Raw genomic sequence first — 25,103 nt, 5'->3', positions numbered from 1 at the left:
ACAGGAGGCTATTTACATGCAGCCAGGACAATTATTCTTAAAAGAAGAAGACATCGTTTGTAATGTTGGAAGGGTACCATCCAGATTGACTGTAACAAATACTGGAGACCGTCCTGTCCAGGTGGGGTCCCATTATCACTTTTATGAAGTCAATGAAGCACTCCAATTTGATAAGGAAAAAGCATATGGAAAGCGCCTAAACATCCCAGCAGGAGCAGCTGTGCGTTTTGAACCAGGGGATGAAAAGGAAATCGAACTAATTGATTATGCCGGAGAACGCCGTGTCTATGGATTTAATAATAAAGTAGACGGTTCACTAGATAAGGGGGATTCCAAATGAGTTTCAAGATGAATAGAAAGCAATATGCTCAAATGTACGGACCAACTACAGGAGATTCTATTCGTTTAGCAGATACAGATTTGCTTATCCAAATTGAGAAGGACCATACCACCTATGGTGATGAAGTAGTATTTGGTGGCGGAAAGGTAATTCGTGATGGAATGGGGCAACACCCTCTAGTCACACGAGGCGATGGAATTGCAGATTTGGTCATTACCAACGCTGTCATTTTAGACTATACCGGCATTTATAAAGCAGACATTGGAATCCGTGATGGGAAAATTGATTGCATCGGAAAAGCTGGTAATCCGTTGATCATGGACAATGTGGATATTGTGATCGGGGCTGGTACAGAAATCATTGCTGGTGAGGGAATGATTGTAACAGCTGGTGGAATCGATACCCACGTTCATTTTATTAATCCGACACAAATTAGAACAGCATTAGGTGCGGGGCTAACAACGTTGATTGGGGGAGGTACAGGTCCAGCGGCCGGTTCAAAAGCGACAACAGTCACCCCTGGAATATGGCATATGCACCGAATGCTTCAAGCAGCTGAAGAATTGCCAATTAACGTTGGATTCACTTCAAAAGGGCAAGCGACTGCTGAAGAGCCGCTGGCAGAGCAAGTTCGTGCCGGTGCCATCGGTCTGAAAGTTCATGAAGACTGGGGGGCAACCCCTTCTGCTCTTGACTATGCATTAAGGGTAGCCGACAAATATGATGTGCAGGTCGCTCTTCATGCAGATACGTTAAATGAGAGTGGATTCATGGAAGATACAATGGCAGCGATTAAAGACCGTGTCATTCATATGTACCATACAGAAGGTGCGGGTGGCGGGCACGCACCAGATTTAATTAAATCAGCCAGCTATATGAATATTCTTCCATCATCAACAAACCCCACTCTGCCTTATACAGTGAACACAGTGGATGAACATTTGGACATGCTGATGGTATGTCATCACTTGAATCCTTCCATTCCAGAGGATTTAGCCTTTGCCGATTCACGGATTAGACGTGAAACAATTGCTGCCGAGGATATTCTTCAAGATATGGGCGTATTCAGTATGACTAGTTCCGATGCACAGGCAATGGGTCGGGTCGGTGAAGTAATTTTGCGCACATGGCAAGTCGCTGACAAAATGAAAAAGCAAAGAGGAAGTTTGGAGGGTGATACCGAGCTTTCAGATAATAATCGCGCGAAACGTTATGTAGCTAAATATACGATTAACCCAGCAATCACTCATGGTATTTCAGAGTATGTAGGATCCATAGAAGTTGGAAAAATTGCGGACCTTGTGATTTGGAATCCGGCTTTCTTCGGGGTGAAGCCAGAAATGATTCTGAAAAATGGACTTGTTGTTGAGGCATTGATGGGCGATGCGAACGCATCTATTCCAACACCTCAGCCTGTTATTTACCGTCCGATGTATGCGCAATTTGGAAAAGCGTTATCCAACTCATCCATTACGTTTATTTCGCAAGCTGCCTTCGATGAGAAAGTGCATGAAAAGCTAGGGTTGCAAAAAATGATTCTTCCGGTTCGTGGCATTCGGAAACTGACGAAAAAAGATATGAAGTTAAATTCCGAAACTCCCGAAATAACAGTTGATCCGCAAACATATGAAGTAAGAGTAAACGGCGAATTAATTACATGTGAGCCGGTTGATATAGTGCCGATGGGACAACGATATTTCTTATTCTGAGGTGATAGCATTGATAGTAGAAAGAATTGTTACGAATATTGAAAGTATGGAAAAAGAAGAAATTGAAAAACGCCATATTGAAAAAGTTTACCTTGAAAGCGCCCATTTGATGAAACGGATTCAGAGGGTGACGACCGACCATGGCAAGGAAATTGGAATTCGCTTAAAGGATCCGCGTGACTTTGTCAGTGGTGATGTTATTTATATGGATGATAAGAATTTAATCATGATAGATGTCCTTTCTGATGATTTACTTGTGATAAAACCACGTAGCCTTAATGAGATGGGAACAATCGCGCACCAATTGGGGAATCGCCATCTTCCTGCCCAATTTGAAGGGGACGAGATGCTTGTTCAGTATGACTATCTTGTAGAGGACTTACTGCAAGAGCTACAGATTCCTTATGAACGTGAAAAGCGGAAAGTGAAGAAGGCCTTCCGACATATCGGGCATAGCCATGGATAAAAATATCCTACCATTATTTCAGCTATGTGATTCCAACTTTCCGACAGGGGCGTTTAGTCATTCATACGGGCTGGAGACTTATATTCAAGCAGACAAAGTACATGATCGAGATTCGTTCCATCACTGGCTGTCTATGTATGTAAATGAGCAGCTTGTTTATTCCGATGGACTTGCCTGTCGTCTTGTATACGAAGCGCTGGATAAGGGGGACATCCAAAAAATATGGAGGTTAGACCGAATGCTGACCGTGCAAAATCTGCCGCGGGAAACGAGAGAAGGTACCCAAAGGGTAGGCGAAAGAATGTTAATACTCGTAAAATCTCTGTACGATATTCCGGTTCTCTCTGAATACGGAGAGCGAATCAAACAAAACAAAGCATTTGGTCATCCCTCGATTGTATTTACGATTGTAGGCCACCATATTGGTGTGCCCGCATCCGATACAATTTTGTTTTATTTATATTCCACTGTTTTAAGTCTTGTACAAAATGCGGTCCGGGCTATACCTTTGGGCCAAACAGCGGGCCAGAAAACGATTCAGAAGTTTCAAGAAATACTAGTAGAGGCTGCTACGATGGTTGTGAAAATGGATGAAGACGACTTTGGCATTGTCTCTCCTGGTCTGGAACTATCGCAAATGCAACATGAACGTGTAAATGTTCGAATTTTTAGTTCTTAATGTTGATTAATAGATTAAAGGAAGTGTTTTTATGGAACCTATTAAAATCGGAGTTGGGGGCCCTGTAGGAGCAGGAAAAACCGCACTGGTTGAAAAGTTAACCCGTAGTATGCAAGGTGAAATAAGTATGGCCGCAATTACAAACGACATCTATACAAAAGAAGATGCTAAATTCCTGATAACGAATGGAGTGCTCCCGGAAGATCGCATTATTGGTGTAGAGACAGGCGGCTGCCCACATACAGCCATACGAGAGGATACTTCCATGAATTCCGCAGCTATTGAAGAGTTGATTAAGAGACATCCCGATGTTGAGCTAATTTTTGTTGAAAGCGGTGGCGACAATCTGGCCGCTACATTCAGCCCGGAACTTGTTGATTTTTCCATCTATATTATCGATGTGGCCCAAGGTGAAAAAATCCCGCGTAAAGGTGGCCAAGGTATGATTAAGTCGGACCTGTTTATCATTAATAAAACGGATTTGGCTCCTTTAGTCGGGGCAAACCTGGATGTTATGGCAGCCGATACAAAAGTGTTCCGCGGTGATAAGCCATTTATTTTCACCAATTTAAAAACCAACGAAGGTCTCGATCAGGTCATAGATTGGCTCAAGAAAAACGCACTCTTAAAAGGGTTGGAATAAAAATGCAGGATTGGACAGGAGTTTTGCATTTAGGTGCAGAGGAAAGGAATGGAAAGACTGTCGCAAAGAAGGTGTACTTCCAAGGGGCATTTAAAGTGATGCGTCCCATCTATCATGATGATTCTGGACAAGCCTGTTATTATATTTTAAATCCAGGCGGTGGTTATTTGGATGGGGACCGCTATCAACTCAAGATTTCGTTAGAGAAACAAGCGAAGCTAACGTTGACCACTCAGTCAGCTACCAAAATATACAAGACACCAAAAAAACATGCCTACCAGGAAACAGAAATTACCCTTAAGGATGGCAGCTATCTCGAGTATATTCCTGATCCGCTTATTGGTTATCAGGATGCACGATATAAACAAAAGAATGTAGTTCATATGGAGAAAGGGACCAGTCTTCTATACTCAGATATTATTACTCCAGGATGGTCACCTGGCGGTGAAATGTTTAGTTATGATGTACTTCAGCTAATCAATGAAATATATATGGAAAATGAATTGGTTGTATATGATCATATCAAATTAAATCCGGCAATACAGAATATGGAGAAGCTGGGCCTGATGGAAGGCTATTCTCATTTGGGGTCTTTGATTGTGATAGATGAAAAAGCTAATCATGCGCTCCTTGACCGGCTATATCAGGCTATTGATTCCAAGGCAACGGAATATAAAGTAGGACTGTCATTTCTACCAATCCCAGGATTCACCGTACGGGTGTTAGCAAATAACACACAAACAATTGAAAGTATATTTTCTGATTTCCATCATATAATTAGCCTCGAATGGTTTAACAAAACCCCGAGTTTTCTAAGAAAATATTAATTTTTATAAACCAGAATTTAGATAATTATGGGGTATGAACACATAGAGAGAAAGAGAGATGGAGGAGAATCTGATGGAAGGTACATTTTTCTCGGTTTTGGCCCTGGGTTTTATTTTAGGAATACGGCATGCGATTGAACCTGACCATGTCATTGCAGTATCAACTATCGCAAGCGAAAGTAAAAAGCTATGGCAAGCATCTTTGGCTGGAGTATTTTGGGGAATTGGACATACAGTAACACTGTTTATAGTCGGTCTTGTCGTCATCCTTATGAAGAACGAAATACCCGAGAAGTGGGCAATGTCTTTAGAATTTCTAGTAGGAATCATGCTAGTCTACCTTGGATTAAAAACCATTCTCTCTTTGAGAAAAATTCATATACATAAACAAATACATGACGGAGAGAATCGGACAAATGTCCATTCCTACCCGAACAGTGTGGAACATGAGCATCAAAAAAAGCATCAAAACAAATCGTATGTAGGGTCCATGTTTATCGGCTTTATCCATGGATTAGCAGGAAGCGGTGCCATGATCCTATTGACGTTGAGTACTGTAAACAGTGTCGGGGAAGCAGCAATTTATATCCTGATATTTGGTATAGGAACCGTCACTGGCATGCTGCTCTTCACAACCATCATTGGTATCCCATTTGTGTTAAGCAAGAAACGAAGGAAAGTAAGCAGGACATTTGGATTAATAACGGGGACAATTAGTACTGTATTTGGTGTATATTACATGTATAATTTAGGAATCAATGAGGGTTTATTAAACCTTTGGATATAAGAAATTGAATTGATTTGCAACAAGAATTTGTAGCCCAAGAAAAAATAAGGTATATTCTTCGAATTACATATGTCGCTTTTCATATTTCTTAATTAGAACTACCATGGTTATTTTTGACTGTGGTAGTTTTTTTAGTGAGGAGATGAATGATTTTTAAGAATTTTTACATTTTCCAGTTGACGTATTGAACGATAGTAAGTAAAATAAAAACGTACTAATTGATAATGATTTTCATTATCGAAAAAATAAAAAGGTAAGGTGGGTACATAACATGAATTTCAGAAAGCTTTTTAAACCTTTGCTTGTTACATCAGCTTTAACAATTGCATTAGTAGGATGCGGTACAAATAAAGGTGATGAAGGAATAGATAGTACGAAAAAAGAGGAAAATCAGGAAGTTAATATATATACAGCTAGACATTATGAGGCAGATGATACAGTTTATAAAAATTTCACTGAGAAAACGGGCATCAAAGTAAATGTAATCAAAGCTGAAGCGGAAGAACTAATTGAGCGTATTAAGCGTGAAGGAGAAAGTACACAAGCAGACGTGTTTGTTACTGTTGATGGTGGAGTTCTTGCCCATGCAAAGAAGAACGGTATTCTGCAACCAATCGAGTCAGATATCGTGAATGAAAATGTTCCCGAGAATCTAAGAGATGTTGATAATAATTGGGTTGGGATGGCAACAAGAGCACGCGTTATCGTATATTCAAAGGACCGAGTTTCTCCAGGTGAGCTCTCGACATATGAGGACTTAACAAGTGAAAAATGGAATGGAAAGGTATTAGCAAGATCTTCAACCAGTCTTTATAACCAGTCTTTACTTGCTTCGTTCATCGAACTAAATGGTGAAGCTGCCGCAGAAGAATGGGCATCTGGAATTGTGAAAAACTTTGCTCGTCAGCCAGATGGTGGTGACCGTGACCAAGCAAAAGCAATCGCAGCTGGAACTGGTGATGTAGCAATCATGAACACGTATTATGTTGGTTTAATGGCCAATTCTGAAGATCCAGAAGAAAAGAAAGTTGCAGAAGGAATTGGGGTGTTTTTCCCTAACCAAGAGACGAACGGCACTCATGTAAACATCAGTGGAATAGCTTTAACAAAGAATAGCAAAAATAAGGAAAATGCAATTAAGCTTATTGAGTATATAACAAGTGCTGAGGCACAGGAGTACCTATCCGCAAACAACTATGAGTTTCCGGTCAATCCAAATGCAGAAAAGCCAGAAATACTTCAAACATGGGGCGATTTCAAAATGCAAGAGCTTAATTTTGATACTTTAGATGAACATAATAAAAAGGCAATTGAGATTTTTAATAAAACTGACTGGAAATAATAAAAATGAAAACGAAAGCTATTAGACGTTTTTTACAAAAGGAACTAAATGGATGGTGGATCATCAGTATGATTGGAGCAGTTATTATACTGCTCCCCATCCTTTTTGTGTTTTTTGCATTGTTTCAGGAACCAAATGAAAATTGGCTGCACATCAAACAATATTTATTAACAAATTATGTGTTTAATACATTTGCTTTGATGACCCTCACTGGACTTATAACAGCATGTTTAGGTGTAACTTTGGCCTGGCTCATTGCGGCATATGATTTCCCTTTTAAGAAATTTTTTAGGTGGGGGTTAATTCTTCCACTTGCTATACCCCCATATATAGCAGCATATACGTATCGAAATATGCTTGGTTATACTGGGGTTATACAAGCTACACTTAGAAATAAATTTGACTACCAAATTAATTCTGAATTATTATCTATTTCTTCCCTACGAGGTGCAATATTTGTCTTCTCGTTGTTTTTGTTTCCATATGTATATATCATTACAAAGGCGTTTTTGGAAAACCAAAGTACTGCATATATCGAAAATGCGAGAGTGTTAGGAAGTAAGCCACTGGCTGTATTTTTTAGAGTAGTTTTACCACTTTCAAGACCAGCATTAATTGGCGGAGTTGTACTTGTCATTTATGAGGTGCTCAGTGATTATGGTGTGACAAGCTACTTTGGAATTCAGACGATTACAACGGCTATTTTTCAAACTTGGTTTGGTATGTATGATGTAGATACCGCAATGAGATTAGCAGCTTGGTTAATGCTAATTATTGTAGGTTTATTTATTTTGGAACGCATTTTACGTAAACAACGTCGTTATAATTTAAGTAATAAAACAAGACCGCTTTCTCCGAAAAAGCTAAAAGGATTCTCTGCTTTTGCTGCGTCAAGTTATTGTTCAATCGTATTCGCGCTTGGCTTTTTAATCCCTTTTATTCAGTTACTTACATGGGCGAAACTAACCTTCCATAAGGTTTGGAATGATTCGTTTGTTACGTTATTGTATCAAACGGTCTATGTTGCGTTAATTTCAACTGTACTTATCTTGCTTATATCTATTGTTGTTGCGAATGTCAGTCGTACCCATTCCACTTTTTCATATATTTTATCGAAACTCGTAACGTCTGGATATTCAATTCCCGGTGCAATTGTAGCAATTGGAGTATTAGCATTATTTATCACTCTTGATAAATGGCTTGCACCAGTGTACTCCTATATGGGATATGGGAATGCACCATTGATTTTGAGTCTTTCCATCGTTATGCTTATTGTTGGATATACAATACGTTTTATGGCCACTGGCTTTAATGCAATCGAGGTTGGTTTTGAAAAGGTTGGCATGAAATACGCAGAAGCTTCAAGAATGCTTAGGAAAAGTGTTACAAAAACATTTTTTTCTATCGATTTGCCCTTATTGAAAGGGGCAATTGTAAGTGGATTTATCTTAACTTTTGTCGAGATTACAAAGGAATTACCACTAGTCCTGCTCTTAAGGCCATTTAATTTCGAAACACTAGCAACAAAAACCTACCAATATGCAAAAGATGAGCTAATATATGAAGCATCTATAACATCTCTAATGATTATCGCAATCAGTGCACTGTCAGTTGTTGTGTTTCAAATGATCGATAAAAAGAAGGTGGAAGAATGAAGGTTCTCGAAATTAATAATCTTACATTTTCATTTTCGCGCAAAGCGGCTCCTATTATTGAAAACTTTTCTTTTTCAATTGGAAAGGGAGAAATTGTTGGGATATTAGGAAAAAGTGGAAGCGGGAAAAGTACCTTATTAAGATTAATTTCAGGCTTGGAGATGGCAACAAAGGGGAGCATTACTATTGCAGGTAAGCCTGTATTCAACGATAGCCTATTTGTCCAGCCCGAAGAGCGTGAAGTTGGTATGGTATTTCAAGATTATGCCTTGTTTCCACATATGAATGTAAAAAATAATGTATTATTTGGATTAGATCGTCTACCTAGGAAAGAACGAAAACAGCGTGTGAAAGAAATGCTCGAACTCGTTAAAATGGAAGAATTCGAGTCGAGATTTCCACATGAATTAAGTGGTGGACAGCAACAACGTGTTGCCCTAGCGAGAGCATTGGCACCCAAACCAAACCTTTTATTGATGGATGAGCCCTTCAGCAATTTAGACGCAGACCTTAGGGAATCGATTCGGGCAGACCTTCAATCCATTTTAAAAAAAGCAAACATGACCTGCATAATTGTTACACATGACCGAAATGATGTGGAAGCGATTTGTGATCACAGTATTGTATTTGGATGTACAAAGGAAACGTTTAAAGAAAAGCTAACCTCCTTAAAATAGAGATTGTAAATAAACCAATTATGCCTGACAACAGTGCTTAACAAGGTTATGCTACGCTGTTTGCCAGGCATCTTTTATTTTCGTGGATCTTTCTGTGAAACATGCCGGGAATTTCCACAACACATTCATTGCCAAAATCCCTACAATGCTATAGGATATACTATCTGTGGGATGATTTTTTAGGAGTTGACACCATGAGATATATTTTTCAGAAGAAATGGTCAGTTATCGGGATTGCCATTTTTTGTTCGCTTTTGTGGGGGAGTGCCTTTCCAGTTCTGAAGGTGAGTTATGAAGAAATGCAAATGTCCCCCGATGATGTAATAGCTAAGGTTGTATTTGCAGGAATACGCTTTTTGTTTGCGGGTTTGTTGGTCTTAGGATTTTTATTACTTATAAAGCCGAAAAGAATATTGGTTTCGAAAAGGAATTTTTTGATACTTCTTTTACTGGGTGTGATTCAAACAGCCCTACAATATTTTTTCTTCTATAATGGATTAGCAAAAGTGTCAGGTATGCAGGGAGCCATTTTGTCGACGGTGGGAACATTTTTCACCGTTATACTCGCTCACTACTATTATAAAAATGATAGATTATCTTGGAAAAAATCAATTGGGCTACTTGCTGGTTTCTCTGGAATTGTAGTAGCGAACTGGGGACAAGAGCTTAAAATGAGTTTTCAGTGGGATGGAGAAGGATATATGATTCTAGCAGGTCTCACTGGTGCAATTGCAACAATTATGGCCAAGGAACTGTCAACCGGTATTGATCCTTTTGCAATTACGGGTTGGCAGCTGAGTCTTGGTGGACTTGTCATGCTTATTATTGGTCTGCCGATGATGCAGACAGGATCAATCACGTTTACACCATTTGGATGGGGACTATTAGTCTACTCTGCTGTACTCTCGGCTGTTGCATTTGGTCTCTGGTATTCGTTATTAAAATATAATCATGCAGGTGAAATTACAATTTATAAGTTTATAGTACCGGTTTCTGGAACAATACTTTCTGCTATTTTCATACCAGGTGAAAAATTGAATCTGTATATTCTAGTAGCGATTGCCATGGTTGCAATTGGTATTATAGTTTTGAATTATCGTGGAAAAGGGAATAAAGCTAATAGGACAGTCAAAAGACATGCTTCATGATCAATAAAAAAAGGGAGCTCACAAAATGGATAATAACGATATTTTAATTCGGTTGAGATATGCATTGGAAATTAAAAATAAAGAAATGGTCGAGATATTTAAATTTGGTGGCGTAGAAGTAACGGTACCAGAGGTGATAAAGATCCTCACGAAGACATACGATGAGGATGACTATGAGAATGAAGATCAAATCAAATGTACTCACAGTATGTTAGACTCCTTTTTAAATGGGCTCATTATTTACAAAAGAGGGAAACAAGAGCCGAAACCGGGACAGCCTAATGCGCCAGAACCTACTCTTAAGACAAGTGGAAACGTGAATAATCTCCTTTTAAAGAAAGTCAAAATCGCATTGGCTTTAACGACAGAGGATATGCTTGATGTTTTTGATCATGTAGGATTAAGGGTAACAAAAGGAGAACTCGGCGCTTTATTACGAAAAGAAGGTCATAAGAACTATAAAGAATGCGGAGATAATTTCGCAAGAAACTTCTTAAAAGGGCTAGCTATCAAATACAGGGGATAATGGACAATAAAAGAAAAAGATAATTGGCTGGCTTTATCAAACTGTAATACGACCGTTTAATAGCTAGGGACCTATTCATTAGTTTGTTAAAGCGTTACTCTAGTGGGGGTCAGGCCCTCCTTTTTGAGGTGATAAAAAAATGAATAAGGAAGACCCGGATGTTCAAATAACAAGTGATTTAAATGAAAATAAGACAAAACATGAATTAATCGAATCTGCACATAATGAACGGGAAGAATTATTGCAATTGATTCGAAAAGGGGAACAGAAATATGCTGTTCAATATGCAAATGAATTAACGAATGATTATCTAAGACGAGACTCTTTAGATATTATGAAAAGAATTCCAAGGAATAAATTACGTTCCTATAAAAACTTATTATTGTCGCATAATACGCTTTACAGCTATTCAGCGGAAAAAGGTGGCTTGAGTTCCTGGCAATGTCATTATATTTCCGAAAAATACGCCATTATGATTGAGAATGCCCAGTCAATATCGGAACTAGAAGAAATTCATAAAAAAATGTTAGAAGAGTACTCAGATCCTTCTATTCGTTTGAAAACACTTGAAAAGGCAACAATAACAGAGAAAGCTGAACATTTTATTAGGATGAACTTTTCGGAGGATATATCGATTGAGGAAATATCCCGAAAGTTACATGTGCATCCGTCTCACTTAATGAGAGCTTTCAAAAAAGAAAAAGGATTGACAATCAGTCAATTTCGAAATTTGATAAGGCTTAAGGAAGCAAAGGACCTTCTAACCAATTCTAATCTTTCATTAATAGAAATCACCTTTCTTGTAGGTTTTAATAATCAACAATACTTTTCTCGTGTTTTTAAAGAGGAAGAAGGCGTAACCCCAAAAGAGTATAAACAAAAGAATAGTAATGGAAGCCTTTGATCAACTTTAAAATGTGATTAAAGGCTTTTTTTGAATGCAATTTTAGTGTAAAAGGATGCTAGTTTATTGCAAAAGAAGTTTGAAGCTTTGCGATAAAATACTAGTATATTATATAAAACGCTTTCAATTAGTCAGAAATAAGGATGATAAATGAAATTAATATGTATATCATCCAAGCATTTTAGCGACAAAACATATACATTTGGGGGTTACAATATGGAAAAGAAACAGGTTAGAAAATTTGGTTTCCGTGACCAATTTGGATACATGCTGGGGGATGTTGGCGGAGGTTTTGCAAACCTTTACATCGGGTCATTCTTCCTTTTATTCACCACCTCTGTACTTGGAGTAAGTCCTTATTTTATGGGAACATTGTTCTTAGTTGCACGGATTTTTGATGCATTCACAGATGTTGTGATGGGGAGTATTCCAGATAGATGGAGATTAGGAAAAAGCGGTGATAAGTTTTTACCGTACATTAACATTTCGAAATGGTTACTTGCAGCATCAATCTTAATTTCATTTGCGGATGTCTCAAGTTGGTCATCAACTGCCACTCATGTTTGGGTAGTATTTGTTTATCTATTCTATGGTATCGCATACACTGCAGACTCAATCCCTTATGGTTCATTAGCAGCTGTTATTACAGACGATCCGATTGAACGTACGAAATTATCACGTGCTCGTGCTATTGGTGGAATGGTTGTTGGAATTGGATTTTTATCTTTTGTCCCAATGTTTATCTATGATAAATCTGGGAATTTAGTACCTGAAATGTTTTTCTACATTTCGATCGTATTTAGTATTCTTTCAGTTCTAGCTTATACGGGGCTTGTCAAATTAACGACAGAACGTATTCGTGATGATAGACCAGTGGGAACAAAACCAGATTATAAATTTACTGATGCATTAAAAGCTGCCTTAAAGAATCGACAGTTAATAGGGATGATGGTAGCAAGTGTTGGTTCATTAATTATGATTAATGGTGTTACCCAATTAGCTGCAATTGTGTTCTCTGAATACTATAAAAATCCAGGTGCATTTGCCATCAACTCATTCTTACAAATGGGAGTTACACTGGTATTATTCATTTTTGTACCAAGTCTTGTTAAAAAATTTGGTAAACGTAATATGGTAATTAGTACTGCAAGCTTCAGCTTAATTGCTTCTACACTCCTAACCATTTTTATTATTGAAAACGTTTATGTTTATATCGTTGCGTATAATATCGCCACAATCGCAAATATGGTTTTTGTGATGATTGTATGGGCGCTCGTTACAGATTGTTTAGATTACACAGAACTACAAACGGGTAAACGATACGATGGAACACTTTATTCCATTTATTCTTTCTCACGTAAATTAGGTATGGGTATTGGTTCTGCACTTGGTAGTTATGCTTTAGGTTGGGTAGGATTTGTTTCTGGACAAACTTCTCAAAGCCAAGAAGTGGCAGAAGGTGTTTTACGTATGTATAACGGATTACCTATATTATCTTTTCTCTTAATGATTATCGGTATTGCGTTAATTTTTAACTTAAATAGTGCAAAGGCCGGGGAAATGTATACAACCTTAAAAGAAAGAAGAGCACAAAACTAATAATAAGGAGATGTTATTCGATGAGAACTCGGTTCCTATCTAAATGTACAAACGGGGAAGTTGAAGAATATCTGCAACAAAATGATCTGATTTTTGTACCTGTTGGTGTAACAGAAACACACGGAGCCTTACCGCTTGATACGGAAACTGTAATTGCTGAAGCACTAGCTTTAAAAATGGCAGAGGCAACGAATGGCCTCGTTCTTCACAACCTGCCTTATTTTTTCGCTGGTGGGACAGCGATGGCTCGAGGTACCGTTAATATTAGCGTCAAAGAAGGTATGAGATATTTAGAAAATATAGCAAAATCACTTTTAAAACAAGGTTTTAGAAGACAGGTATATGTAACATGTCATGGCCCTGCTTATCTAACACTAAGTGGAATGATTCGTGACTTCTTTGATGAAACAAAAGTTCCGATTCTTTATATAGACATGGTTAAAGCAACTGATAGTGTGAAAGATTTAAGCTTTTCATTTATGGAGAAATTCAATGATATTAGCATCGGGGCTTACAAAATACTAGGCAGATTGGAAGATGTTCCGATGAATGTTCCAGAATCTAATTCAGTAACCTATGATGTGCAAAGTATGATAAACGGCATGAGTAAAAACCCAGGTAATGCACTTGGAAAATACGCATTGCAATCAGGAGCAATTGGTTCATACTTTGATCAAGCGTCTGATCATCTGCCAACACCTCTTATTACATCTGAAGAACATCGTGAAGAATTAGCTCAATCAGGCGTTCTTGCAATTGAAGAGTTTATCGAGAAATTGGATATGCCAACCGTTGTTGATCTTTTACGAAAAACAGATGAATATACACAAAGTAATAGTCTCCAGAAATATGGTGAATGGTTGTAATTATTGAAATTTCGATAAGCGTTTGAAAAAATGAATACCTGTGGGGAAACAATTTAAAAGAAGTAAATTCTGAAAATGGAATTTACTTCTTTTTGTTCTCTAAAGGAAGATATATTCGTAACTTGCGATAAGCACTTTACATATTACAGCAAGATATGGAAAGTTTAATCAAACCAATTTTGTTATCTTAACAGTAATCAAAATAAATTTATTAATTTGAAAGGGACCAATACGAATATTAAAAATCTGAATCAATAGGTAGTTTTTTGATAGGTGTATAAATGTGGTAATCCGAATCAAGATTGTGAATGTTGTCAAAAACTTGAATGAGTTCGATATGTGAACTCTCTGATTCTTGCTTTGAGATTTTCAAAAATCTTGCAAAATCAGTTTTTAAAACATCACCGATGTCAAGTAAATCACCGAAATATTTGAACTTTGCACAGAAAAGTTGTGGTACATCGACTGTAAAATAATAGGGATTATCTATCTGTAAAACAAGTGGGACCCCGAACAGGACCTTGAATCGTGTTGAATTTGGTTGACAGTCTGAAAAGATGACATAGCATGGAACATTTATTATTTCATCAATGTTATTTAGAAGCATTTTTGAATGAGAGCGAATCTTTGTCTTGTAATCATCAGTTGCCAGGTCCACTTCAAAAACGATACCACTCACCGTGATTGTTTCGAATTCCGTGAGGGTGAAATCAGAGACAATATCACCATTGATGTTTTTGATGGATCTTTTAACCACTGAAGGTATCGGCATTTGAGTTATATTCATATCTTTTACTCTTAGAGAACTTGGAGTAATACCGTATTGGCGTTTGAAAGCACGGGTGAATGATGATTGAGTTCCAAAATTCAGTTGATAAGCAATATCCGTTAGAGATAAGTTGTAGTTCTGTATTAATGATAGTGATGTGTTCAATCTTCTGGATAATACGTAATTGTTCAATGAACAACCCATCATGGCTGAAAATAGTCTATGAAAATAGTATTTGGACGTATTGGAGTTATTGGCAACAGATTCTAATGATAGAGGTTGTTGTATATTCTTTTCAATATAAATCAAAGAATTCTTAATTACTTCATAATGGTCCATAATAACCCCTCACATTATTTGTTTTTAGAATGTTCCAAAATAAGTATAGCATGGGGTAGTAAAAAAGAGTTATTAATTTTTTCAAGGGAGGTAACGTTGATGAGACAAGATCGAGTGAATGGGATTATAATAGGTATTCTATATATAGTTGCTGCGGTCACTTCAGTCATTGCTGTAGTTTATTATCAACCAGTATTGTCGGATCAATGGTATATGTCTGTGGTAGATGGATTTGAGACAAAGGTTTTAATTGGAGTACTAAATGATCTTTTTCTAGTAGTGGCGGCGATTGGGACGGCTGTTATGCTGTTTCCATATCTTCGTAGTTGGAATGAACGTATTGCATTAGGATATCTTTGTTTCCGATTTATGGAAGCTATTTTTATAGCAATAGGCTTGATAAGCATATTAGGTTTATTGCATCTTAGTTTGTATTATGAAGCAGACAACTTAAATAGTGAAAGTCTTCATGCTTTAGGTTTAATGTTGCAATCATTTCATCGCTGGACTTTTATGTTAGGGCCCAATTTGATGTTAGGCTTAAATACAGTTATGTATAGTTATTTACTTTTCAAAACAGGTTTAGTGCCAAAACCTTTAGCGCAATATGGGATGATCTCAGCCATTTTGGTATTCGTAGCCGGTTTACTAGACATGTTTGGTATAGTAGAACCTATCTCTGCAGCAAAAGGACTCATCGCTCTACCTGTGGGTGTCTATGAGATGAGTTTAGCAGTCTGGTTAATTGTGAAGGGATTTCATAATCAAAACCTTGAAAAACTAAAAGTGAATTAATGTTTTAAGTAGTATTTAGCAGCTTAATTTATTTTGTAGGTATAATCTTTGAACATAAAGGACTGTATGGATTCATCTATAAAATCTATACAGTCCGCTGTTTATTAGTTCACTTTTTGGATTCTTCCTTCAGACTTATATTCAAAAGGTGATGGTAATGTTTTTACAAAATTGACGGTTGCATCAACATCTACTGGGCCAACTTCTAAGTCGGTAGAAAGAGTGCCAATACCGTATTTAAGGTTTCCTGTCATATAGTTGTTGACAACAACAGTGTATTCCTTTGTCTTATCAATCTTGCTTCCATTTGGTAAGAAGATGTCTACAACCTTGCCTGTTTTAGCAGTGCTGTCATAAGTATATGTGTATTTAAAGCCAGCAATATGGAAGTCAAGACCTCTATCTGTTATCTGGTTATTTAAAACGATCTCTAGATCTGCACCGCTAAGTTTTACTTTATTTAATACATTACCAAATGGCTGAATGGCAAATAAATCACCAAATGTTACTTCACCTGTTTCTAATGGGGAGCGGACACCGCCACCATTCATCATAGCAAAGTCAGCGTTCATTGCAGCTTTCATACCATCTGCTATAAGATTTCCAAGAGCGAAATCCCCAAATTCATTAGCTACAGTTGGATAATCCTTTTCAAGGGTAGATAAAGATTGCCCAACAACTGTTGCTTTAATTGGTTCAACCTTTTCTGTATATTTTTTCATAATCGCTGCAACTTCTGGATCTGGAGTATAGTCCTTATGATATACCGTTTTAATCTCAGCTGATTTATTAACGATATCCCCAGTAGCGCGATCAATTTCAACTTCTACATCAGAAAAAGCAGAACCATAAGAGTAGGCTTGAACAATTAGTTTATTGTCAACTACTCGGTTTACCATTGCATGGTTGTGTGCAGCAAAGATGACGTCTACTTCATCATCAATTTGTTCTGCAATTCTACTTGCATCGAATGAATCTGTATAACCAATTTGGGTAGCAGGGTTATGTGCAAGGACGATAATGGCTTCGATCCCTTGTTCCTTTAATTCTTCTGTATACTTGTTGATGGCCTCAACTTCGTCAGTAATCTTTAATGATTCATTTCCTTTTGTGACAATCATGGAAGGAGTTTCTTGAGTGACAACTCCGATTACACCTATTTTTTCACCTTCCATTGTGAATACGGTGTAAGGATCTGTTATTAATTTTCCATCTCTTGTATCATATGCATTGGCTGCTACAAGAGGGAAGTTCATGCCGTCATAACCAACCGATCCGTTTGGATGATCTCCACCGTTCATCATACGATGCAGTTCGTCAATTCCTTCATCGAACTCGTGATTTCCGAATGTCCCCGCATCAAAACCGATATTTTCTAATGCTTCAATGGTGGGCTCATCTTGGAAAAGAGCTGAAATTAATGGGCTTCCTCCAATCATATCACCTGAATGTAAAAGAAGTGTATGTGGATTTGTTGCTTCTTCCTGTTTTAATGCAGTTGCTAAGTACTCAATATGTCCAGCTGATAAATCTCCGACTTTGGTAACCGTATCTAACTGTCCATGTAAATCATTTACTCCTAAAAGCTGAACCTTTAATCGGTCGCCCGAATGACTATTCAAGTTAAAATGAAAGATTCCAAATCCTTTAGAATCGGTTTTGCCAGAATAAGAGAATGGACTTCCTTCCATGATATATTGCTCTGCCTTTGGTGACGTTGTAAAAGTAACATTCACATCTCCTGAGATTGGAGCAATTGACCAGTTTCCATCAGCTGTTGGGGTAATTTCTTTTACCTCAGAAATATAATCCATTAAAACTTGACGGTTTTCATCCGCTGAATCGACGACTAATTCACTGCCTTTTAATCCAGGGAAATTTCCACCGCCACCAGCACGGTAATTATTTGTAACAACGATAAATTCTTGCTCTGGATTCAAAGGGTCCCCATTGTATGTAAGACTTACAACACGGCTGGAATCAGGGTTTAAAAGGGTTCCATTTGGTGCATATTTTGCTGGTTTTGTCACATCAATTTGATATTCTACACCATCGATTACATCAAAGTTATATACCGGAAATGCAGGATTAATTAACGATTGTTCTGTTGTTTTTGTAGAATCAATGGTGTTGTATTGACCAGCCGACATTTCAAGCCACTCTTTTACCACAGAACCTTTTATTTTAATAGCTTTTAGAGTGTTGTCATAAAGGTATAAATCAGCAGCGCTACGAATGGTCAAATCACCTTTTTTAATTTCTGTGTATTCATCGATACCATTACGGCCAGCTTTAAATGGGGCTCCTGCTGATAAAATAGGAAGATCTTTTAATTCGGGCTTGTTTAGATTGATATAATTTTCGATATACCATTTTTGTGCATTTGTCACTACTTGAATAGATGGATCATCTTGTACAAGCGCGAAATAACTATAAATATCATCCGTTGTCGTTCCAATTGGTGTATTAACATATTCTAAGGTCGCCTCATGATCAGCTTTCACAGCATCCACGATTGCTTCGTTTGGTTAAACAGTGTCAATTTGTCTCGTGGAGGATTGGGAATCAGCTACAGACCATTTCCCTTTTACCTTTTGTAAGCTAAGGTCAATAATTCCTAATGATCCACCGCCAAATCCAGCTTGTACAGCAGCCACTCCGTTAATTGTTCCATTTTCGTTATCTACCCCAGGTAGAGGTTGTCCATCTGTACCTTTGAACAATGTATCTAGACTAGCTGCATCTTTTGCTGGGAATACTTTATGAGTGTGTGAAAATGTAATGGCATCAATACCAGGTACTTTACTTAAAGCATATACTGTATCTTCAGTATTTTCTTCATTTCCGCTAAAACCTGAGTGAGCTAATGCGATAATGACATCTGCTCCTTCATTCTTCATCATCGGGATATATTTTTTAGCAGTTTCAATGATGTTTTTGGTTATGACCTTTCCATCTAGATTGGATTTATCCCACTCACTAATTTGAGGAGGTACAAATCCGATATATCCGATTTTAATGACATTTGTTTTACCAGATTCATCTGTTACTTTTTTATTTACAATTTTATAAGGGGTATATTTATTAATATCATTAGTTGGATCTGTATCATGATCATCTACAAATACATTTGCATTGACGAAAGGGAAATTTGCATCATCATAGACTTCGTCAAGAAAATCTAGTCCATAGTTAAATTCATGGTTTCCTAGGGTTGCCATATCATAGCCCATTAAGTTCATGGCCTTGATTGCAGGATGTACTTCTCCTTCCTCTAAAGGGTCAATTTTTGCTTTGTATGTACCGAGAGGATTTCCTTGTATAAGGTCACCATTATCTACAAGTACAGAGTTTTTTACTTCTTCTCGTGCTTCTTTAACAAGAGTTGCAGTTTTGGCTAGTCCCAATTTAGGCGCTTCACTATTTTTGTAATAGTCAAAGCTTAGTAGATTTGTATGAACATCAGTCGTTTCCATGATACGAAGTTCAACTTGTGATTGAACCTTGTTCTTCATCGGGTTTGCAGCCATAGCATTGCCAGACAAGAGAGGCGTTGCTAACAGGCTGATTGCAAGTGTACTAGCAAAAATTTTCTTGCCCCTGTTTTTTCTATTTGAATTCATTAGGCACTCATCCTTCTATATTATTTTTAGTTTAGTAGACCCAAAGATAATATAGCAAAATAAATTTTACGGTAGTGTAAATTTTTTGAAAATTAGGTATATGGTAATAGGGATTTTGGCGCTTTTGACAATAATAGGTTAATTGTACCTACTTTTTGAGTTGACAAATGTATTTGTTTTGAGGATAAATAAATCGGTATTTTGTAGAGGTTAATTAGACTAAAGCTTTCTTAAATGCAATCACTTGTTTATCGTTTGCCGTTCTACTATCATAAGCGTAAGTGTATTTTTTGAACGTAGGATTCGGAGGATGAAGAGTAATGAGTGATGTAAAACTAAGGCCATTAGAAAGAGTTGACTTAGGATTTGTACATAAACTAAATATTAATGCGAACATCATGTCCTATTGGTTTGAAGAGCCGTATGAAGCGTTTGTTGAATTGCAGGATTTATATGATAAACATATTCACGATCAGGGGGAACGAAGATTTATCGTACAAAAAGGCGATGAAATGGTGGGACTGGTGGAGTTAGTAGAGATTGATTATATTCATCGTAGGGTTGAATTTCAAATTATTATTGATCCGAAACATCAAGGTAATGGATATGCGAAGTCTGCCACATTTCTCGCAATGGACTATGCGTTTTCTGTATTAAATATGTACAAATTATATTTAATCGTTGATAAAACGAATGAAAAAGCGATTCACATATATGAAACACTTGGTTTTCAGTTTGAAGGAGAACTAATCGATGAGTTTTTTGTTGATGGTGAATATCATAATGCAATAAGAATGTGTATGTTTCAACATCAATATTTCAATAGGGGTTCTTGAGAATGGTGTAAACCTTTATGAATACTTTAATGATCTAGTAACGGGAAGAGAAAAAATTGTAACGGAATATAATTTTAAATGATTTACAATGGGGCGACTACCGACTTATGGTGCTCGCTTTTTTTGTAAATGAAATAGAAGCCTTGACAATATACCTATAGGGGTATATTATGCTTGTATAATCTATTTTAATAGGTGATAAAAATGGTTAAATATATAATAGGAGCTGCTATTTTGCTTTCCTATGTATTGAATTATATAGAAGATACTTCCCTGTTAAGGGCATCTTTTGTAAGAAAAACATTGAAGAAGGTAAGGATATAGTTGTATTAGATATTAGGGATTACAACGAAAAAGGTATTTCAGCAAATACTGCAATGCAAATACCTTATGCTTATTTAAAGCGATATAGTAGTGAGATACCCTACAAATCGTTACATGTTGTTGCAGCCAATCGCATTGAACTTAATCTAGGTTTGAGGTTTTTATTAAAAAAAGGGTATCATGTTAGCAGTTTTGAGATTTTGGATTGTCCTTGTATGAAAAAAGGAGGAGTAATAAATGGAATATGATAAATCTGTAATAAATCGCTTGAAACGTATTGAGGGTCAAATAAAAGGCGTATTAAATATGATTGAACAAAAGAAAGATTGTAGAGATGTCATTACTCAATTATCTGCTTCACGTACAGCGATTGATCGTACAATTGGCTTGATTGTAAGCACGAATCTAGAACAATGCGTACGTGAGAATATCGAAAAAGGTGAAGATACGAAAAGTCTTGTAAAAGAAGCAGTAGATTTATTAGTAAAAAGTAGATAAAAGGTTCAACAATTAGTTGCTGACCTATTTCTTTTTAGGTAAGGTTATACCCCTGTAGGTATAACCGAAGTTAAATTAAAAATATGAAGAGAGATGGGGAGAATAAGAATGGATATGATTCAATGGATCATCATTATATTACTAGCATTATTTGTTTTTAGACGTTTCATTCCAACAAAAGGTATTACGAATATAACGGTTCAAGAAGCAAAGGATAAATTTAAGGACAAAAGCGTTCAATTTATCGATGTGCGTACACCAGGTGAATATAAAGCAAACCACCGCCCACCGTTTAAAAATATGCCACTTTCCAATTTGCGTAGCACAGTAGATCAATTAAATAAAAACAAAGAGATAGTTGTTATTTGTCAAAGTGGAATGAGAAGTGCAAACGCAGCAAAATTATTGAAAAAGCAGGGCTTTGAAAAGATTTACAATGTAAAAGGCGGCATGAGTGCTTGGTACTAAGAAAGGATAATAAATAATGGCAAAACAAATAACACCAGAAGAAGTAACTAAACGTCTTGAAAATGGTGAAGAAGTATTCATTATTGATGTTCGTGAAACAGGGGAGGCAGCTGGTGGTAAAATTCCAGGTGCCAAAAATATTCCTTTAGGTCAGATTGCTTTGCGAAAAAGTGAATTAGATAAAGAAAAAAACTATGTAGTTGTGTGTCAATCTGGCAACCGAAGTAAAGCAGGTTGTGGAATACTAGAGGCACTAGGTTTCAAAGTCGAGGATATGATCGGCGGAATGAATGAGTGGAAAGGAAACCTTGAATAATAAGAAGGGCCAAAGACTATAAAAATTAAAAGGAGGTATTCAAATGGTCAAGGTAACACATGCTGCAATTTCAGCTATTAAAAGTGAAGTTCAAGATGTCATCGATGAGGGTAAACAACCACTGATTCGCTTTGAGATGGGTATTGGCTGAGGGGGACCGAGGCTTCGTCTGACTCTGGAAGAGTCGGCTTTAGAAAATGATGAAATCACTGAGCAGGATGGAATTGGATTTTTAGTAAATGAAAGAGATCAAATTTATTTTAATGGTGTAAAGATTGACTATGTAAAGACATTATTCGGAGGCGGACAGTTTACTGTGCTTCGAGTTTAGTAAAGGGCTATTTTAGCCCTTTTTTACATCTTTGGGAAAGTTAATTTTAATTAGTAGAAAATCGAAAGACAGGGCTTTAGTGTTTTCTAAACCCAATCTATCTATTAGTAAATGAGGTTGCAAATCAATGAATCAATCAGTAACAGTTTACACAACCACTTTTTGCCCAGTTTGTGGAATGGTAAAAGGATTTTTTGACTCTTATGAAATATCCTATAAAGAAGTGAATGTAGATCTAAATCCCTTAGCAATGATTAGATTAATTAGTAAAACAAAAAAATTTACTGTCCCACAAACAAATGTAAACGGAGTGTGGGTCTCTGGATTTGATCCTGCAAAAATATTGAATGCATTACACGAAAACTAAAAGTAAACCGAGATTTTCCGGTTAAATGTAGAATGGAGCCAGTTTCTAGGTAAATAAGGGTAGGTTTTCCGCCAATGTAAAGCAAAATCTCCCATTTTCGAATTTTTCGAGTCAATAGGCGGAATCTCTCCGTCTATGTATCAGCTCAGGTGCTTAACCTGATCCCCCAACGAAAGAAGCACCCCAATCCGGAACCACTTATGTTCATTTTTGCCTTCGTTTTTCTATTCTAATTTAGTATTCAATTAAGGTGTTAAAATTTTTTTAATAAATAAAGTAAATTTGAAAAAACTAACTAATAGTTTGGAAAAGGGGTAAATTAGGTGGAGGTTGGAGATTTAATTAGAAAGGAGTGGATAAAATGAGTAATTTAAATAAACGTATGCCTTTTCTAGAGTTAACCGCAACCGAGGTATCTAATATTTGGTCTTCTTTTTTAATGAACAGTATGAAACAAAGGCTTTTTGAATATTTTTTCGAAACTACTGAAGATAGCAAAATAAAACAAGTAATCGAAAAGGTATTAAATCAATCTCGAAAAAATATAAATGAACTCACCGATATATTTGTCAAAGAGAACCTGAATGTCCCTCTTGGTTTTACCGATGAAGACGTTAGGGTTGATGCAACCAAAGTATTTTCCGATACATATATTTTAACTTTTTGTTTTGATCTAACACACCTCTCGATGAGTACATATCCTAGTGCAATATCAGATTGTACCAGAAAAGATATTCGAAAACATTTTCAAGATAACATTGCTTTTTCTGTAAACATACAAAATGAAATTGTCGATTTAATGATATCTAATGGAACATATTTGAAACCCCCACAAGTAGCGATAGATAGTGAGGTAGAATTTGCTAATAATTTCATGTATCTTAATGGTTTTTTTGGAGGTTCAAGACCTTTAAATACTGCTGAGATAGCTAATATTTCTAGGGTTATACATAGGGCACAATTTTCAAAGATGGTTTTTGTTACGTTTAGTAAATTAGCCCCAACAAAAGGGCTAAAACAACATTTTGGAAAAGGTAGAGATGGAATTGAAAAGGTTTTAGACTCACTTCAAGAAATTCTTGAAAAAGAAAATATTCCAATTTCAGCCTCGGGGGACTATCAAATATCTAATGTAGAGATATCTCCTTTTTCCGAAAAGTTAATGTTGTTCTTTGTAAATACTTGTCTGGGAATATTCTGTTTTACTATGGTAAATCAGGCGCTGACTTCTAGTTTAAGAACGGATATCGTTTCTAAACTTGAAAAAATATCAGATGATATGAAGAAGTATTATGGAATGGGTTTACTTTTAGCAATAAAAGAAAAATGGTTTGAACAACCTCCCCAAGCAGTAGATCGAAAAGTTTAGTGCGAGATATAATCTTGCATTAATAAAGGATGATAATAGTGAAAAATAAAAAGGTAAAACTTGGATTAGCTCTATTATTGTCGGTTTTTCTTTTAGTAGCTTGTGCTGCCAATGACAAAGCATCCCCAAATGAAAATGCTGACAATCAATCAGACACTCATGAAAATATGGATAAAAATGAAGAAGAATCTGATTCTATGGATGGAATAAATCATTCAGACATGAATCATTCAGGTTCAGAAGAGGTTCCAGAAGGTTTGGTAGATGCAGACAATCCAACTTATCCAGTTGGGAGTAAAGTGATTATGCATGCAAATCATATGCCAGGGATGAATGGTGCCGAAGCAACAGTTACGGGAGCTTTTAATACAACCGTCTATTCGGATACCTATACTCCAACTACTGGTGGTGAACCGGTAAAGAATCATAAATGGGTGGTTCACGAAGAGATTGAAAATGCGGGTGTTGAACCATATAAACCAGGTGATGAAGTCGTATTAAATGCTGATCATATGGAAGGAATGAAAGGTGCCACTGCAACGATAGATACAGCGAAACAAACGACAGTCTATATGGTGGATTTCACTGATACAAAAACGGGTGAAAAGATAAAAAATCATAAGTGGGTCACGGAAGATGAACTTTCACCTGTGAAATAAATTATACAATTAAACCAAAAGACAGCTGGCTGGATTATGATTGTTCTAGGAGTAGTAGATACATTAACTTATTGGACATGAGTTTTTATAGGAAATAATAAATCCAGTGGACACTGAATACCACTGGATTTTTGTTGTTTTTAAGGCATTTCACTTCATTCACTTTTTACAAAATAAGTTATAGTCTAGAACAGTTCTGTGAAAATCCACTGTTTCTGCATAGTTTTTATTTAAAATCATT

Annotated in this window: 24 protein-coding genes and 2 pseudogenes; 23 read left to right on the top strand and 3 right to left on the bottom strand. The window is 36.7% G+C overall.

What is annotated here, in order from left to right:
• Positions 1-16 precede the first annotated feature (16 nt).
• The 15 genes from ureB to V7112_RS07570 all read left to right on the top strand — a co-directional run bounded on the left by ureB (position 17) and on the right by V7112_RS07570 (position 14,168).
• Entirely contained in the window at positions 17-340 is a 324-nt protein-coding gene (gene ureB / locus V7112_RS07640; RefSeq protein ID WP_335417367.1) for an urease subunit beta, read from the top strand.
• Positions 337-2,049, top strand: a complete 1,713-nt coding sequence (gene ureC / locus V7112_RS07635) for an urease subunit alpha (RefSeq protein WP_335417365.1) — start codon at positions 337-339, stop codon at positions 2,047-2,049. The genes ureB and ureC overlap by 4 nt, the downstream gene beginning before the upstream one ends.
• A 10-nt stretch (positions 2,050-2,059) precedes the next feature.
• Positions 2,060-2,515, top strand: coding sequence for an urease accessory protein UreE (gene ureE, locus V7112_RS07630; RefSeq protein ID WP_335417363.1), 456 nt, complete (start codon positions 2,060-2,062; stop codon positions 2,513-2,515).
• Positions 2,508-3,194, top strand: coding sequence for an urease accessory protein UreF (locus V7112_RS07625; RefSeq protein WP_335417361.1), 687 nt, complete (start codon positions 2,508-2,510; stop codon positions 3,192-3,194). Before ureE ends, V7112_RS07625 begins: the two co-directional genes overlap by 8 nt.
• Positions 3,195-3,225: 31 nt before the next feature.
• Complete coding sequence (ureG, locus tag V7112_RS07620; RefSeq protein WP_335417359.1) at positions 3,226-3,837, top strand: urease accessory protein UreG; 612 nt, start codon at positions 3,226-3,228, stop codon at positions 3,835-3,837.
• Between the two features lie 2 nt (positions 3,838-3,839).
• A complete protein-coding gene (locus tag V7112_RS07615) occupies positions 3,840-4,664 on the top strand; it encodes an urease accessory protein UreD (RefSeq protein ID WP_335417357.1) in 825 nt (274 codons plus the stop codon).
• Between the two features lie 73 nt (positions 4,665-4,737).
• The gene (locus tag V7112_RS07610) at positions 4,738-5,451 is read left to right on the top strand and encodes an urease accessory protein UreH domain-containing protein (protein ID WP_335417356.1); all 714 of its coding nucleotides are present in this window, start codon (positions 4,738-4,740) and stop codon (positions 5,449-5,451) included.
• A gap of 271 nt (positions 5,452-5,722) precedes the next feature.
• Positions 5,723-6,793 carry a Fe(3+) ABC transporter substrate-binding protein gene (locus V7112_RS07605; protein WP_335417354.1) on the top strand — a complete coding sequence of 357 codons (1,071 nt, stop codon included), beginning with the start codon at positions 5,723-5,725 and terminating at the stop codon, positions 6,791-6,793.
• Positions 6,794-6,798: 5 nt separating this feature from the next.
• Positions 6,799-8,448 carry an ABC transporter permease gene (locus V7112_RS07600; RefSeq protein ID WP_335417353.1) on the top strand — a complete coding sequence of 550 codons (1,650 nt, stop codon included), beginning with the start codon at positions 6,799-6,801 and terminating at the stop codon, positions 8,446-8,448.
• Positions 8,445-9,125 carry an ABC transporter ATP-binding protein gene (locus V7112_RS07595; RefSeq protein ID WP_335417351.1) on the top strand — a complete coding sequence of 227 codons (681 nt, stop codon included), beginning with the start codon at positions 8,445-8,447 and terminating at the stop codon, positions 9,123-9,125. The genes V7112_RS07600 and V7112_RS07595 overlap by 4 nt, the downstream gene beginning before the upstream one ends.
• 194 nt (positions 9,126-9,319) lie before the next feature.
• Entirely contained in the window at positions 9,320-10,273 is a 954-nt protein-coding gene (locus V7112_RS07590; RefSeq protein ID WP_335417349.1) for a DMT family transporter, read from the top strand.
• A gap of 25 nt (positions 10,274-10,298) precedes the next feature.
• Positions 10,299-10,799, top strand: a complete 501-nt coding sequence (locus V7112_RS07585; RefSeq protein WP_335417346.1) for a DUF1456 family protein — start codon at positions 10,299-10,301, stop codon at positions 10,797-10,799.
• 139 nt (positions 10,800-10,938) lie between these two features.
• Positions 10,939-11,703, top strand: a complete 765-nt coding sequence (locus V7112_RS07580; RefSeq protein WP_335417344.1) for a helix-turn-helix transcriptional regulator — start codon at positions 10,939-10,941, stop codon at positions 11,701-11,703.
• Between the two features lie 216 nt (positions 11,704-11,919).
• Positions 11,920-13,302, top strand: a complete 1,383-nt coding sequence (locus tag V7112_RS07575; RefSeq protein WP_335417342.1) for an MFS transporter — start codon at positions 11,920-11,922, stop codon at positions 13,300-13,302.
• 20 nt (positions 13,303-13,322) lie between these two features.
• A complete protein-coding gene (locus tag V7112_RS07570) occupies positions 13,323-14,168 on the top strand; it encodes a creatininase family protein (protein ID WP_335417341.1) in 846 nt (281 codons plus the stop codon).
• A 238-nt stretch (positions 14,169-14,406) separates the two neighbouring features.
• On the opposite strand, the gene V7112_RS07565 is transcribed toward V7112_RS07570, so the two are convergent.
• A complete protein-coding gene (locus V7112_RS07565; protein WP_335417460.1) occupies positions 14,407-14,955 on the bottom strand; it encodes a hypothetical protein in 549 nt (182 codons plus the stop codon).
• A gap of 21 nt (positions 14,956-14,976) precedes the next feature.
• A pseudogene (locus V7112_RS07560) lies at positions 14,977-15,276 on the bottom strand (helix-turn-helix transcriptional regulator); the annotation flags it as partial.
• A gap of 99 nt (positions 15,277-15,375) precedes the next feature.
• Here V7112_RS07560 and V7112_RS07555 point away from each other — a divergent pair.
• Positions 15,376-16,071 carry a DUF4386 domain-containing protein gene (locus V7112_RS07555; protein ID WP_335417338.1) on the top strand — a complete coding sequence of 232 codons (696 nt, stop codon included), beginning with the start codon at positions 15,376-15,378 and terminating at the stop codon, positions 16,069-16,071.
• Positions 16,072-16,175: 104 nt separating this feature from the next.
• Here V7112_RS07555 and V7112_RS07550 read toward each other — a convergent pair.
• Positions 16,176-19,694, bottom strand: a pseudogene (locus V7112_RS07550) (bifunctional 2',3'-cyclic-nucleotide 2'-phosphodiesterase/3'-nucleotidase).
• Between the two features lie 320 nt (positions 19,695-20,014).
• Here V7112_RS07550 and speG point away from each other — a divergent pair.
• The 7 genes from speG (at position 20,015) to V7112_RS07510 (ending at position 24,862) form a co-directional block, all read left to right on the top strand.
• Positions 20,015-20,530, top strand: coding sequence for a spermidine N1-acetyltransferase (gene speG / locus V7112_RS07540; RefSeq protein ID WP_335417332.1), 516 nt, complete (start codon positions 20,015-20,017; stop codon positions 20,528-20,530).
• A 561-nt stretch (positions 20,531-21,091) separates the two neighbouring features.
• Positions 21,092-21,352, top strand: a complete 261-nt coding sequence (locus V7112_RS07535) for a metal-sensitive transcriptional regulator (RefSeq protein WP_335417330.1) — start codon at positions 21,092-21,094, stop codon at positions 21,350-21,352.
• A 108-nt stretch (positions 21,353-21,460) separates the two neighbouring features.
• Positions 21,461-21,820 (top strand): rhodanese-like domain-containing protein, encoded by a 360-nt coding sequence (locus V7112_RS07530; RefSeq protein WP_335417328.1) that lies wholly within the window; start codon positions 21,461-21,463, stop codon positions 21,818-21,820.
• Between the two features lie 16 nt (positions 21,821-21,836).
• On the top strand, positions 21,837-22,136 hold the full coding sequence (locus V7112_RS07525; protein WP_335417326.1) for a rhodanese-like domain-containing protein: 300 nt from the start codon (positions 21,837-21,839) through the stop codon (positions 22,134-22,136).
• A 458-nt stretch (positions 22,137-22,594) separates the two neighbouring features.
• Positions 22,595-22,834 (top strand): glutaredoxin family protein, encoded by a 240-nt coding sequence (locus V7112_RS07520; RefSeq protein WP_335417324.1) that lies wholly within the window; start codon positions 22,595-22,597, stop codon positions 22,832-22,834.
• Positions 22,835-23,195: 361 nt separating this feature from the next.
• Positions 23,196-24,203 carry a DUF3231 family protein gene (locus V7112_RS07515; RefSeq protein ID WP_335417322.1) on the top strand — a complete coding sequence of 336 codons (1,008 nt, stop codon included), beginning with the start codon at positions 23,196-23,198 and terminating at the stop codon, positions 24,201-24,203.
• Positions 24,204-24,232: 29 nt separating this feature from the next.
• Positions 24,233-24,862 (top strand): YdhK family protein, encoded by a 630-nt coding sequence (locus tag V7112_RS07510; RefSeq protein ID WP_438823873.1) that lies wholly within the window; start codon positions 24,233-24,235, stop codon positions 24,860-24,862.
• Positions 24,863-25,103: the final 241 nt, after the last annotated feature.

This window comes from Bacillus sp. JJ1566 (assembly GCF_036962685.1).
Lineage (GTDB): Bacteria > Bacillota > Bacilli > Bacillales > Bacillaceae_L > Ferdinandcohnia.
The sequence above is the reverse complement of the archived record's forward strand: the minus strand, read 5'-3'. Positions and strand labels throughout refer to the sequence as shown.